Raw genomic sequence first — 13,627 nt, forward strand, 5'->3', positions numbered from 1 at the left:
GATCGACAGGGAGGGACCATGCCGGGGACCGTGTTGCTGGTGGCCGCTTCGCCGGTGGGGAAGGGGCGGCTGGTGGACGCGGCCTCGGTGCTTCCCGTGCTGGCGGCCGTCGCGCCCGGGGTGCTGGCGGGCACGGACACCGCCAACGTCGTCGAGCTGGCCGACCCGGTGGAGCCGCAGGCCGTGCTGACGCGGCTGCGGGCGGCCGCCGGGACCGTGGGCCCGCTGACGGTGTTCGTCACCGGGCAGCTCCTGCTGGACCGGCGGCAGCGGCTGCCGCATCTGGCGCTGGCACGCACGACACCGGCCACCGTGCGCTACACGGGCTTCCCCTGGCACTGGTTCCGGGAGGAACTGCGGCTGCGCGCCCCGGGCACCACGACCGTCTTCCTCGATCTGCACGCCGACGCGGAGAGCTGGGAGCGGCTGCGGAGCACCCCGCTCGACTCCGGGCGGAACTGCGCCGTGTACGGGCGGATCGCGCCGCCGCCGCAGCGGCGTACGGTGGCCGACCCGTCGTACATGAAGGCCGTCGCGACCCTGCTCCGCAGCGGGCACCGGCCGCCCGTGGAGCAGCTGCACCAGCAGGCGCTCAGTCGGATCACGGGGGAGGCCCCCGGCATCGTGCTCGCCGCGCGGGCGCCCGGCGTGAGCGATCCGCACGCCGCCATCTCCGCCGCCGTGCAGGCCGGGCGGCACGCCGACGCCGACGCCCTGGCCGCCCGGTGGGAGCAGGCCGCCGTACGGGCACACGGGCCCGCTTCCGAGGAGGCGCTGCACTGGACGGAGGTGCGGGCGGACCTGGCGATGTTCGCGGGGGACGCCGCCCGCAGCTGCCGTACCTGGCTCGCGGTGGCGTCGGCGCGGCTGGCCGCCGGGCAGGCGCCGGACGCGCCCGCCGTCGAGGCGGCCGTCGACCGCGCCCACCACCAGTGGGCCGAGATCCGCGACCCGGCGCGGGCCCGCGAACTGGGTGCGGTGCTCGCCGAGGTGCGCGGCCGGGTGCCGGGGCGGCGGGTCGGCGCCCTGGACCACGTACAGCGGCAGCTGCGGCAGCTGCAGACGCAGAACTGAACGCACCGGCCGCGTCCGGACCCTCCCCAGGCGACAACCCCGCTGCCATGATGGTGAGTTATGGCTGACGGGGACGGAGTGACGGGCCGGGTCATCCGCGTCCGGTTGGACGAGACCGCGACCGAGAGCGACATCGGCGCGCTGCGCAAGTGGCTGGAGCGGGAGCAGCGCCTGGACGAGCTGGTGCGGGCGGGGAAGCTCCGCATCCACGAGCGGCGCCGCACCGACGAGACCGGCGCTCCCATGGGCGTCGGCATGGAGATCGTCGTCGCGCTGGTCAGCGCGGCCGCGACCGTCGCCTTCAACCAGCTGCTGGTGCAGGTCGGCCAGGCCGTGGAGGCCTGGCGGGCCAACCGGCGCGAGGTGGAGGACGGCGATCCGCCCGAGGGCAGCGTGGAACCAGTGGACCTCGACGGGTAAACCGGTGACCCGTTTCGACCCGCGGGGGAGGGTGAACCGGGCACTGATCGTGGGTGTCTCCACATACGACTTCACCGAGCCGCCGCACGGTGTGCCCGGCGACCTCCCGGCCGTCGAGCACAACCTGGACCGGCTCAGGGACGCCCTCGCCCGCGGCGGGGTCTTCGGCGCGGACGAGATCACCGTCGAACGCTCGCCCTCGCTGGACGACTTCGACCGCGCGCTGCGCACGGCCGCCGAGGAGGCCGAGGGGCTGCTCCTGCTGTACTTCGCCGGGCACGGCGCCATCCCCAGCGCGGGCGACGAGCTGTTCCTGCAGATGCGCAACGCCAGCGTGATCGCGGGCGGGCACGCCGTCTTCCCCGGCGCGGAGATGTTCACCACCGTGCTGACCTGGCTGGCCAGCAGCCCGGCCGAGCGGATCGTGGTGATCCTGGACTGCTGTTTCGCGGGCAACGCGGCGTGGATCTGGGAGCACTTCCGGGACAAGCGGCGCGTCCTGCTGCTGATGAGCGTGCAGGCCAACCACCGCACCGACGCGGGGGACGGCGGTACGCCGACGCCGTTCACCGGGGAGCTGCTGCACCTGCTCGACGCGCCTGGCGAGCTGGGGTTCCGGGAGGTGTCGGACGCGCTGCGCAAGCGGATGGCGAAGGGGCGTCACGAGACGCTGCGCAAGGAGCCGTGGACGCCGCAGAGCCGGGCGGAGCACGACGAGGACGTGCTGTTGTCGGCGCGGAAGGAGAGACCGACGGGGCCCGACGCGGGTGCCGTACGACCGCCCGAGCCGCGGCCGTCGCGGCAGTCGCGGCCGTCGCATCGGCCGCATCCGCCGCATCTGTCGCATCTGTCGCATCCGTCGCGGCCGGAGCCCTCGAACCCCCGTCCGGCACCGTCACCGCACCGGTTCCTCGCCACCTGGATCACGGCCCTTCTCTCCCTCACCGCCACCGGCCTCGGCCTGTGCGCCCTGACGGGCCTCGTCGGCGGTTCCGCCGCCTGCGTCCCGCCCCTCGAACTGCGCGTCCTGACCGACCCCGACCTGGAGGCGACGGTCAGCGCGGCGGCCGACGCGTATCTGACGTCGGAGGCGAACACCACCGGCGACGGCTGCCGGCGCAGCGGCATCACCGTCTACAGCGCGGGCTCCGCCGACGCGGTCACCGCGCTGCGCCACGAGTCGGCCGCCTGGCACGAGCCCCGTAACGAGGACCTCAACCCGCAGCGCGACATCGGCCCGCAGCCCGACATCTGGATCCCCGCCTCGCGGGCGGACGCCGCCCGCGTCACCGACGACCAGGACACGGACGCGCTGGCCCGCCTGACGCCGGACGACCGGGCGCTGGCGTACTCCCCGATCGTGCTGGCCGTGCCCGCGAAGCTCGCCGCCGCCTCCCTGGACGAGCGGGTCGGCGGCCCGCTGACCGGCATGCTCGACGCCCTGCGCGAGCGGCACGAGGACGCCGAAGTACGCCGTCCCGACCCGGAGTTCGCCGACGCCGCGCTGCTCGCCACGATCGGCCTGTACGGCACGGGCGCCGACCCCGGCCGGGTGGAGCAGCAGCTCGCCCCGCCGGGACCGCCCTCCCCCACCGCCGCCGACCTGCTGTGCGCGCTGCCCGACGACGACGCCGTGGACCACCGCACCGCCGCGCTCGTGCCGGAGTTCCTGATGAAGAGCGGCGTCGGCTGCGACCGTACGACGCGCAGCCCGCGTATCGCCCAGTACCCCGGCGACGTACCGGGCCTGGAGCCCGTCTTCGTCCGGGTCCGCTGGGAGGGCGCCGACCGGGACCGGGCCGCGCGCGACGAGGCGGCCGAGGACTTCCGGACGTGGCTCTCCGGGGAGGGCGGTGGGGCCGCGTTCGGCGCGGCCGGGTTCCGCGCCGCCACCGGCGACCGGCCCCTGCTGGACGCGGACGAGGTCCCCGACGGGGTGCTGCCCGCGCCGTCCCTGCTCATCGAGTCGGCCGGGCGGGACGCGATGGAGACGGCCCTGCGGAAGTACCGGGACGCGCGCGGACCCGGGCGGGTGCTGTTCCTGCTCGACAGCTCCGGTTCGATGGCCGGGCTGTGGCAGGGGCCGAGCGGCGGCCCCGGGCTGCTGAAGCAGTCGCTGGGCGGGCTCGGCAGGCGGGACGCGTACGGCGTGTGGGCGGTGGCGGACATCGGGGACCGCTCGTACGAGACCCTGCTGCCCTTCGGCCCGCACAGCCGCCGGTCCGCCGAGGCCGCGATCGACGCCGGGGCCCGGGTCCGGGACGCCGAGGCCGATCCGTACGCCGCCCTGGTGGCCGCGCTCGACGACATGGCGGAGCGCGGCGCCGACGACGACCGGCCCCAGCTGATCGTGCTCATCACCGACGACGAGGACGCCGGCCGCCTCACCGGCGCCCGCCTCGACGACGTACTGAGCCGGGCCCGCCTGACGAACGTGCCGATCACCATGGTGTCGCTGGCGAGCGGCGGCTGCGCCGCGGGCAAGCCGGACGCCCTGATCGCGGTGGCGAGCGGCGGCCGCTGCCTGGACGCCGATGACGAACTCGGCACGGGCCTGAGCGCGGAGGTCGCCCGGACCGGAACGGGGGAGCGGTGAGGGGAGTGCGGCGGCTCGCGGTGCTGCTGGTCCTGTTGCTGGTCGGGTGCGCGGAGGGCGCGGTGGCGTGCGGTGGCGGTTGTCCGGGCGCCGACGGTGAGCTCGGTGCGGGTACCGGAGCGGGGGTGGGGTGAGGGTGGGGCGGGGGGTGGTGTTGCTGGTTGTGTTGCTGGTCGGGTGCGCGGAGGGCGCGGTGGCGTGCGGTGGCGGTTGTCCGGGCGCCGACGGTGAGCTCGGTGCGGGTACCGGAAGGGGGGAGCGGTGAGGGTCCGACGGCTCGCGGTGTTGCTGGTTCTGCTGCTGGTCGCGGCGTGCACGGGCGGCGGGGACGGTACGCGGGTCCGGCCCACCGCCGATGTGCCCGGTGACATCGTGGTCGCCGGTGGACGGGACGTCACCGGCAAGAACGGCATCCGGCAGCAGCTCATCGACGCCTGGAACCGGCAGCAGGAGCAGGACAACACCGGCTACCGGGCCCGCCTGGTCGAACTCCCCGGCAGCGCCGACGAACAGCGCAGCCAGCTGCTCGGCGCCCTCCAGTCCGGCAGCGCCGCCTACGACGTCGTCATCGTGGACGTGACATGGGTGCCGGAGTTCGCCGCCGCCGGTCTGGTCCGCCCGCTGCCCGGCGAGGTACTCGACCCGGACGTCATCGAGTCCGTCGCCGACACCGCCCGCTGGGACGACAGGGTTTACGCCGTGCCGTTCAACAGCGACGTCGGGCTCCTCTACTACCGGCGCGACCACCTCCGCGACGGCGGCGTGCAGCGCACCGACCTCAGCGGCGGCCTGGACTGGCGGGAGCTGGAGGCCATGGCCGAATCCCTCGACGAGAACCCGCCCGACGGCTACGAGAAGGGCTGGACCACCCAGCTCGCCGCCTACGAGGGCCGCACGGTCAACGCCGTCGAGGCGTTCGCGTCGGCCGTGCCCGATCTCGCCCTCACCGACGCCGACGGCCACTACAGCGCCACCGTCGACGAGCTGACCGAGGGCGTCGCGGAGCTGCGCCGGCGCACCCAGGCGCCGTACCTCCTGCAGGACGCCGTCCACTCCGACGAGGCCGCGACCCTCGGCGACTTCGAGGACGGCCGCACGGCGTTCCTGCGGCACTGGCCGTACGCCTACCGCACCCTGCACCAGAGCCTCACCGAGGAACAGCTCGGCGTCGCCCCGCTGCCCGGCCGGGCCGTCCTCGGCGGGCAGAACCTCGCGGTGACCGGCGCCTCGCCGCGGCCCGCGAAGGCGCTGGAGCTGATCAGGTACCTCACCGGCAAGGAGAGCGAACGCTGCCTGCTGGACGCGGGATTCGCGGCGACACGCGCGTCCGCGTACACCGACGACGCCGTACGCTGCACCGCCCCGGCCGCTGCGCCCGCCCCGTCCGGCGAGAGCGCCGACCGCATGCCCCGCGACACCGCCGGCCGCCCCGCCTACGCCCGCCGCATCCTGCTCCCGGCCCTGCGAAACGCCGTGCACCGCCCGCGCACCGCCCTGTACGGCGCCTTCACCCAGACGTTCACCGCCCAGCTGGGCGCCCTGTTCGGCGACCGCCCACCGGGGGACGCGGCACTGGCGGAGAGCCTGGACGCGGCGCTGAAGAGAGCGCTGCCCGACTAGCGCGGCTCGTAGGGATTCGCCGGTTCCGGCACTGTCCGCACGCTCCCGGCGTCGAGCACGGGCGGCCACGCCCCGTCCGTGCCCACGCACGCCCTGCACGGTGATCACGGTGAACACCGTTCACCAGGCCACGACCGGTGGGGTGGAGAGGTCGAGCGCGGGCACGGGCCCGAGCACGGAGGCGACGGTCGCGAGGGCGATCAGCGCGGTGCCGCCGACGGCGGTGTGGACGAGCGCGCGGATGCCGACCCGCAGCCCGTCGGCCAGTGTCGGTTGGTTCTCCTGATGCGCCACATCCTCCACGCGCCTTGCTTCCGGTCGTCCGGTCGGTGCTCGCAGAGGTTGGCCAGGGCCGCTGTGCGTCGCCCCGGTGTCGTCACAGAGGGGGCTGTGCGGGTGCGGGCCCGAGGGTGGTGGTGCCGGGGGCCGTACGGTGGCCCAGTCCCGTCCGGTACGCGTCCAGCGCGGCCTCCACCCGGCCGGTGCGGCGCAGCAGATCGCCGAGCAGTCGGCACAGGTCGGCCAGGTCACCGGCGGCGCCCGCGCGTTCCAGCAGGCTGAGGGCGCGGACGTAGTGCTCCTCGGCCGACTCCGTGTCGCGCGCGTCCTCGGCGATCCGGCCGAGGAGGCGGTGCGCGGCGGCGGCATGTACGGCACCGCGTTCGGAGGAGAGGTCGCCGAGCACGTCGTTCAGGAGGGCGGCGGCGGCCTCGGACTTGCCGCGCCGGTGCAGTACGTCGGCGAGCTCGACGGCGACCTGGCTGCTGTAGAGGGCGGCGCGCTGGGCGGAGAGCATGTCCTGGGCGGCGCGCAGTTCGGTCTCGGCGCGCTCCAGGTCGCCGTTCTGGGCGTAGACGTAGCCGCGCATCCAGTGGCAGTTGGCGAGTTCGGTACGGATCTGGAGCTGGCGGTACATCTCGGCGGCCTTGACCAGCGAGGCGTCGGCCTCGGCGAGGCGGCCCTCGGCGACCAGGGTGCGGGCGACCTGCCGGTGCATCCGGGCGACCAGGGCGGGGTCGCCGGCCTGCGGGGCGAGGGCGAGCGCGAACTCGGCGGCCTGGGCGGCGCGGGCATGGGCGCCCATGTCCATGTAGGGGCCGATGGCGGCGGCGTAGAGAAGGAGCAGGGCGTCCGGGTCGTGCAGTCCGCCGCGGTTGAGTTCGTCGAGGGTGGACTCCAGGAGGTAGACGGCGTACCGGAGTTCACCGGCGAGGTAGTGGGCGACGGCGCGGCCGCGCAGGGCGGGGACGCGGGCGGGAAGGGGTGCCTCGTCGAGGGTCTTCTCGGCGCGCTCGAAGTGCCGGCGGGCGGCGGTCAGGTCGCCGGTGTCCAGCGCGCACTCGCCGAGGCCGAGCAGCGCGGTGGCCTGCTCGTCCACCAGGCCGTGCGTCTCGGCCTGCGCGAGCAGGGCGGCGTACCGCACCCTGGCCTGCTCCGCCTCCCCGGTGGCGAGGGTGCGCTGGGCCTCGGTCAGCTGGAGGCGGAGGTCGGTGGCGAGGCGGGCGGGGCGGCCGGTGGCCAGTTCGTCGAAGGCGACGCCGAGGCGGTCGGCGAGGTGGCGCAGCGCCTCGTCGGAGGGGCGGACGCGGCCGGCCTCCAGGGTGGAGATGTAGGCGGGGGTGTAGGCCGGTTCGGCCAACTGCCGCTGGGTGAGGCCGCGTTCGTGCCGCAGCTGCTGCACCCTGCGCCCGATGGTCTCCGGGTCGTCCCGCTTCGCCATGGGCTTAATCATGCCAGTAAGTGGACTTATGTTGAGGGGTGTTGGGGGAGGAAGGGCCGCTGTCGAGGGCGGGTCGGCTGTGGCCGCCCGGGGCCGGGCGGGATGGGCCGACTCCCCCCGGACCTCTTCCAGGTCGACCTCGGAACCCCCTAGGTTAGGAACGAGATTAAGGCTGCTTAACCCCCCACTGTCGTTGCGAGGTTGCCGTGCACGGACCCACATCCGCTCCCCACGGACGCCCTTCCGCCCGCTACGCCCGAGCGTTCGCCGCGGCGGTCGTCGCGGCCGCGGCCCTGATCACGGCGGCGAACGCGGGGCCTGCGCGGGCTGCGGACGCAGTGCAGCGGGCTGCGGACCCAGTGCAGACGTCTGTGCAGGGGGCGTGCGGCGAGAGCCGGTGAGTGAGGGTGGTGAGGGGGCTGGGGGCCGGGGCCGAGCTTGGGTGAGTGGGGGTGGCAGGTGGTGGCCGAGCTTGGGTGAGCGCGGGCTTCAGGCGCCGACCGAGGTCGGTGAGCCGGGGGCTGAGGGCGGTGAGCCGGGGCGACAGCCGGTGACCGAGGCTGGTGAGCCGGGGCCACAGTCGGTGATCGAGGTCGGTGAGCCGGGGGCTGAGGGCGGTGAGCCGGGGCGACAGCCGGTGACCGAGGGCGGTGAGCGCGGGCGTGGGGCGGTCACCTGCCGGTGCGCCCTCATCGTCTCGGCCAGGGACGCGCAGCGGCCCGCCGGGGCCCGCGTCCGCGCCGTGCCCGCCCGAGGGCGGGCCACTTCGGGCTGCTGCCGGGCGGCGGGTCGCAGGGCCTGACCTCGTCGACATCCGGGTGGCCAGTGCTCCGGCGGACGGTGCGCCGCGAGCTGACGCGGGACGGACGCCGACTGGTCCGGGACTCCCCTGTGCGGGCCGTGGGTGGGCGAACGCGGTTTCGGGTGGCCGGGTACGGGTAGTCGGGCCTCGTTTCCGGGCGGGTCGTGGTGTGTGGTGCCGCCGCGTGCGACGCCATCCCACGTCGTCCGAAGCGGTCGTCGGAGGAGGGAGTCGCCGTGCGGCCCAGGGACGAACCGGAACAGGCGCGGGCCGCCGACGCGATCGCCGACGGGGTGCGGGGCGCCGAGCCCGGTGAGATACCCCACAGGCTGTGCCGCGTCGCGGTCCGGCTGCTACCGGTGGCCCGGGCGAGCGTGTCGCTGTGCAACGAGGGCATGCCCGTACCGCTGAGCGCCAGCGACGACCGGGCGGCGTACCTGATGGAGGTCCAGGCCACCCTGGGTGAGGGCCCGTGCCTGCACGCCGCGCGCACCGGCGCACCCGTGATCGCGTCCGACCTGGCGGGCGGCCGGGACGCCGACCGCTGGCCGGTCTTCGCCCAGCAGGCGACGGAGCTCGGGGTACGGGCGGTGTACGCGCTGCCGCTCGGCGACGACGCGGGATGCCTGGGCACGCTGGACCTCTACCGCGACGTACCCGGCATGCTCAGTCCCCGCGAACTGCGCACGGCGTACCTCATGGCCGGCGTCATGACGGTCGCCCTGATGGCCCTGCCCACCGGCGAGGAGAACGGCGCCCGCCCCCCGGACGGCGTCTGGCTCAGCGAACTGGCCACCGGGCACGACGAGGTCCACCAGGCCATCGGCATGGTCATGGCCCAGCTGGGCGTGAGCGCGGACGCGGCGCTGGCGCGGCTGCGGGGGCACGCGTTCGCACGGGGCCTGACGGTGCTCGACGTCGCGCACGAGGTGGTGGCGCACAGGGAGCGCTTCGAGCGGGACTAGCTGTATTGATCACGAGCGTTGCTGACGCCTGCCCGGCGGATCATGCCGCGGCCGCGGGATCTGGCACGCCACGCTCACGAGCTCGCGCGGGACGCCCCCGTCGCCCCCACTCAGCTGCGCTCATGGAGGTGCCGTCGATGTCCTGCGTCTGCAACCTGATCCGCCGGACAGGGCCCTGGCGGGGCCAGCCGGGGCCAGCCGGGCCGGGCCGTGCCGTGGGCTGATGGGGTGCCGCGTGCGCCGGATTCACACCTGCACGCGCCCCTGCTTGCGCACCTCCGCCAGCCGCTTCGCCCCCAGCTCGGCCGCGGCCTGGGTGACCTCGGGGTACACCTCGCCGATCCCGCCGTTGGTGACGGTGAAGGCGTCCTCGCCGACGCGGACGGCGGCGACGTCGAGGGTGAGGGTCACGGGCTGACCGGCGCCCTGACCGTCGTCGTCCCGGGTGACCGTGACGCGCAGCCCCTGCCGTGCGTCACCGAACGCCGGCAACCGGGAGTCGACGACCTGCACGCCCTGCACCACCCCGCGCGCGGTGGTGGCCGTGAACTGTCGGCACCTCTGCGGCAGGGTCCGCATCCAGACCAGCGCCCGATCGACCTCCGTGGGCCGCTGGGCGGACACCTGGTACCGCAGCTGGGCGTCGGCGTACCCGTCATCGAGCCCGACGACGGCACGGGCGGGCGCCCCGAGCAGTTCATCGCTGTACAGCACGTCGAGCAACCGCTGACAGTCGGGCATCCCGCGAGGCGCGGACGCCTTGAGAAACCCGTCCCGCCAGGTGGCGATGCCCTGCGTGGGCGCCCAGGGGTCCCCGAGATCGGCCTCGGTGATGAGCGCGGCCCGGGCCTGGTCGTCGGTGAGGGCGGGCGGTGCCTTGGGGGGCGCAGGCGAGGAGTCGGGCGAGCTGGACGAGAGCCCGGGGGAGGTCGCGTACCGCGCGACATCGGAGGCGAGTCCGGAACAGGCACCGACGGCGATCAACCCGGCCGCCGACACCAAGGAGACGACGAAGAAGCGGGCGGAGAGGCGCGGGGTCATCGGGGTGCCTCCAGGGGACTTGCCGAAGGGGGTGGATCAACAAGACCACCCGGCCCGCCGAGTCACCAGCACGCCGGGCCGTACGGGGCAGGGGGGCGGGCCGTACGGGTCAAGGCGACGGGCCGTACGGGTGAGCGGGGTCGGCCGGGAGGCCGAGCACCGACCGCCATCTGGTCGGCGACCGTCGGCCGCGCCGACGCATTCCTACTGCCGGCTACGGCGGTGGCGTCCGGCCGCCGTGGAGATAGGCCGTCTGCCCCTGGGCGAGTGCCTGGACGGCGGCCTTGAAACGGTCGGCGAGGCGGGTGCGGAGCATGGCGGCGGCGGGTGCAGCGGAGGCGATCTTCGTGGGAGCAACCAGTCCTCCTCGGCCAGTGCCTGGAACCACTTCGCGACCCCTGCCACGAGGATCACCTTCGTCGCCCCGTCACGACCTCGGCGGCGTAGCCCGTACCAGGCCCGTCTGGTACGCGATGACGACCAGTTGGGCGCGGTCGCGGGCGGCCAGTTTGGTCATGGCTCTGTGGATGTGGGTGCGGATCGTCAAGGGGCTGAGCGTGAGGTGTTCGGCGATCTCCGTGTTCGACTTGCCCTCCGCCGCCAGGGCCATCACCTCGCGTTCTCGGTCCGTGAGGTCGGACAGGCGTTCCGGGGAGGCGAGTTGGGTGCCGGCGGCCGGGGTGGTGAGGAAGCGGGTGATGAGGGTGCGGGTCGCCGTGGGGGAGAGCAGTGCCTCGCCGGAGGCCACCGTGCGGATTCCGGCCAGCAGGGTGCCCGCCGTGACGTCCTTGCCCAGGCAGCCGCTCGCGCCCGCGCGCAGTGCCTGAGCCACGTAGTCCTCCGTCTCGAAGGTGGTGAGGATCAGGACGCGGGTGGCGGAGAGGGTGGGATCGGCGCAGATCGTGGACGTGGTCCATCGTGAACGCCTCGAGGAACGGACGTCCGACGGGACCGCCCGTGTCCTTCGTCACGGGCGGTCCCTGTGAGGCCTCTCAGATGCGCGCCACTTCAAGGTCGGCCGGTGCCGGATCCGCCTCCGCCCGCCGACTGAGCGCCTCGCCCTCCACGTCGACGCGGGGCAGCAGCCGGTCGAGCCGGCCCGGCAGCCACCAGGCCCTGGCGCCGAGCAGGGCGAGTACGGCGGGCACGATCGCCATGCGGACGACGAACGCGTCGAACAGGACGGCGGAGGCCAGTCCGAACCCGATCATCTTGATCACGGAGTCGCTCTCGCCGACGAACCCGGCGAAGACCGCGATCATGATCAGGGCGGCGGCCACGACCACCCGGGAGCTGTGCCGGAATCCGGACGTGACCGCCTGGCCGGGCCGCTCGCCGTGGACGTACGCCTCCCGCATCCGCGAGACGAGGAAGACCTCGTAGTCCATGGCCAGGCCGAAGACGATGCCCACCAGGAAGATCGGCATCAGGCTTGTGATCGGGCCGGTCTGCTCCACGCCCAGGAGTTCGGCGCCGTGGCCCTGCTGGAAGACCACCACGACCGCGCCGAGGGACGCCAGCACCGACAGCAGGAAGCCGAGGGCCGCCTTGAGCGGGACGAGCAGGGAGCGGAAGACCACCAGCAGCAGGACGATCGCCAGGCCGACCACGACGATCAGGTACGGGACCAGCGCGGCCTGCACCTTGTCGGAGATGTCGATGTTCAGGGCGGTGGTGCCGGTGACCTCGAAGGTCGCGCCGGTTTCGGACTCGACCCCGGGACGCTCGTCCCGGATGGTGTTCACCAGGTCCTTGGTCCGCTCGTCGGTCGGCGCGGTGGACGGTACGGCCGAGAAGACCGCGGTGTCACCGGCGTCGTTGAAGCGGGCCGGGGAGACGGAGACGACGCCCTTCGTGGCGCCGATCTCCTGGGAGACCGCCCGGACCGCGCTCTTCGGGTCGGCGGCGCCCTCGGCGTCGACGACGATCGTCAACGGGCCGTTGAAGCCCGGCCCGAAGCCCTCGGCGAGCGCGTCGTAGGCGCGGCGCTCGGTGGTGGAGGTCGGCTTGGCCTCGTCGCCGGGCATGCCCAGCTGGAGGTCGGTCACCGGCACCGCGAGGGCGCCGAGGCCGACGACTCCGAGGAGCAGTACGGGCAGGGGGCGGCGCAGCACGAAGCGCGCCCAGCGGGTGCCGCCGTTGGTCTCGCCGCTCCCCTCCATACGGCCACTCCTGCGGGCGCGCCGGGTGAGCACGGCGTTGGGCCAGAAGCCGAGGAACGCCGGGACGAGCGTCAGCGCGATCAGTGCGGCGACGACGACCGCGCCCGCCGCGGCGAGCCACATCTTGGTGAGCATCGGGATGCCGACCACCGCGAGCCCGGCCAGCGCGATGACGACGGTGAGCCCCGCGAACACGACCGCCGAACCGGCCGTACCGACCGCCATGCCGGTCGCCTCCTGGGGCGTACGGCCCTTGGCGCGTTCCTCGCGGTAGCGGGAGACGACGAACAGGGCGTAGTCGATGCCGACCGCGAGGCCGATCATCATCGCGAGGGTGCCGGTCGTGGTGGACAGGCCGAGGGCGCTGGACAGCGCGAGGATGGTCGCCATGCTCATGCCGACGCCGATCACCGCGGTCAGCAGCGGCAGTCCGGCGGCGGCCAGGGAGCCGAAGGTGATGAGCAGGACGACCGCGGCCACCGCGATACCGATCACCTCGGCGAGCCCGCCCGCACCGGCGTCGTCCGCCATCGCGGTCCCGCCCGCCTCGACGGTGAGCCCGGCTTCCCGGGCCTCGTCGATGGCCCGCTCCAGCTGCGTCCGGCTCGCGTCGGTGAGGTCGTTCGCCGCGACCTTGTAGGTGACGGTGGCGTACGCCGTCGTACCGTCCGCGCCGACGGTCCGCGCCTGGAACGGATCGACGGCGCTCGCCACCTGTGTGCCGTCGCCCAGCTCGGCCACGGTCTTCTCGATCGCCCTCTTGTTGTCGGCGGCGGTCACCCTCTCACCGCCCGGCGCGACGAAGACGACCCGCGCGGTCGCGCCGTCGGCCGAGGCGCCGGGGAAGCGCTCCTCCATCAGGTCGAACGCCCTCTGGGACTCGATGCCCGGCATGGAGAACTCCTCGTCGGAGGCTCCCGGGGCCTTCAGGGCGCCCAGCCCGACGGCGGCTAGGACGGCCGCCCAGACCAGGGCGACGTACCAGCGCCGCCGGAAGGCCAGACGGCCCACTCGATACAGGAAAGTAGCCACGACAGGGGGTCTCCACATCTGGGGGTGATCGTCTGCCCCAGGCTGTCCGGGAACGGCTTGTCCTGTCGTCGTCCGCCTGCCGACAATCGGTGGTACTCGCCTCGCAGTACGGGGTGGGTGCTGGGTCCACCGGGGGGACGACGGGGGGCGAAAATCCTTCGCGGTGACGTCCCTCCCTCCGATACCGTCCCCCTC

The 13,627-nt window shown here is 74.2% G+C and carries 10 protein-coding genes and 1 pseudogene; 6 read left to right on the plus strand and 5 right to left on the minus strand.

Annotated elements, in window-relative coordinates; genetic code table 11:
• The first annotated feature begins 18 nt into the window (after positions 1–18).
• The 4 genes from KWI83_RS22110 (at position 19) to KWI83_RS22125 (ending at position 5,710) form a co-directional block, all read left to right on the plus strand.
• Positions 19–1,074 carry a hypothetical protein gene (locus tag KWI83_RS22110; RefSeq protein WP_218516106.1) on the plus strand — a complete coding sequence of 352 codons (1,056 nt, stop codon included), beginning with the start codon at positions 19–21 and terminating at the stop codon, positions 1,072–1,074.
• A 60-nt stretch (positions 1,075–1,134) separates the two neighbouring features.
• The gene (locus KWI83_RS22115) at positions 1,135–1,494 is read left to right on the plus strand and encodes a hypothetical protein (RefSeq protein WP_218516107.1); all 360 of its coding nucleotides are present in this window, start codon (positions 1,135–1,137) and stop codon (positions 1,492–1,494) included.
• Between the two features lie 4 nt (positions 1,495–1,498).
• Positions 1,499–4,090, plus strand: coding sequence for a caspase family protein (locus KWI83_RS22120; RefSeq protein ID WP_218516108.1), 2,592 nt, complete (start codon positions 1,499–1,501; stop codon positions 4,088–4,090).
• Positions 4,091–4,351: 261 nt separating this feature from the next.
• A complete protein-coding gene (locus KWI83_RS22125; protein ID WP_308122131.1) occupies positions 4,352–5,710 on the plus strand; it encodes an extracellular solute-binding protein in 1,359 nt (452 codons plus the stop codon).
• Between the two features lie 120 nt (positions 5,711–5,830).
• Here KWI83_RS22125 and KWI83_RS22130 read toward each other — a convergent pair whose 3' ends face one another.
• Together KWI83_RS22130 and KWI83_RS22135 are read right to left on the minus strand one after the other, a co-directional pair.
• Positions 5,831–6,013, minus strand: coding sequence for a hypothetical protein (locus tag KWI83_RS22130; RefSeq protein ID WP_218516109.1), 183 nt, complete (start codon positions 6,011–6,013; stop codon positions 5,831–5,833).
• Between the two features lie 73 nt (positions 6,014–6,086).
• On the minus strand, positions 6,087–7,430 hold the full coding sequence (locus KWI83_RS22135; protein WP_218516110.1) for a helix-turn-helix domain-containing protein: 1,344 nt from the start codon (positions 7,428–7,430) through the stop codon (positions 6,087–6,089).
• Positions 7,431–7,636: 206 nt separating this feature from the next.
• On the opposite strand from KWI83_RS22135, the gene KWI83_RS40030 reads away from it, so the two are divergent.
• Both KWI83_RS40030 and KWI83_RS22140 read left to right on the plus strand, forming a co-directional pair.
• Positions 7,637–7,831 carry a hypothetical protein gene (locus KWI83_RS40030; protein ID WP_308122132.1) on the plus strand — a complete coding sequence of 65 codons (195 nt, stop codon included), beginning with the start codon at positions 7,637–7,639 and terminating at the stop codon, positions 7,829–7,831.
• A 637-nt stretch (positions 7,832–8,468) separates the two neighbouring features.
• Positions 8,469–9,197: a GAF and ANTAR domain-containing protein gene (locus KWI83_RS22140; protein ID WP_308122133.1), complete on the plus strand. Its 729-nt coding sequence runs from the start codon at positions 8,469–8,471 to the stop codon at positions 9,195–9,197.
• A gap of 246 nt (positions 9,198–9,443) precedes the next feature.
• Here the strand turns inward: KWI83_RS22140 and KWI83_RS22145 are convergent, their stop codons facing one another.
• The 3 genes and pseudogenes from KWI83_RS22145 to KWI83_RS22155 all read right to left on the minus strand — a co-directional run bounded on the left by KWI83_RS22145 (position 9,444) and on the right by KWI83_RS22155 (position 13,432).
• On the minus strand, positions 9,444–10,238 hold the full coding sequence (locus KWI83_RS22145) for a hypothetical protein (RefSeq protein WP_218516111.1): 795 nt from the start codon (positions 10,236–10,238) through the stop codon (positions 9,444–9,446).
• A 427-nt stretch (positions 10,239–10,665) separates the two neighbouring features.
• Positions 10,666–11,148, minus strand: a pseudogene (locus KWI83_RS22150) (DNA-binding response regulator); the annotation flags it as partial.
• Positions 11,149–11,230: 82 nt separating this feature from the next.
• Positions 11,231–13,432, minus strand: coding sequence for an MMPL family transporter (locus KWI83_RS22155; RefSeq protein ID WP_218516112.1), 2,202 nt, complete (start codon positions 13,430–13,432; stop codon positions 11,231–11,233).
• Positions 13,433–13,627: the final 195 nt, after the last annotated feature.

Origin of the sequence: Streptomyces sp. TRM70350, from assembly GCF_019219825.1 — a bacterium.
Lineage (GTDB): Bacteria > Actinomycetota > Actinomycetes > Streptomycetales > Streptomycetaceae > Streptomyces.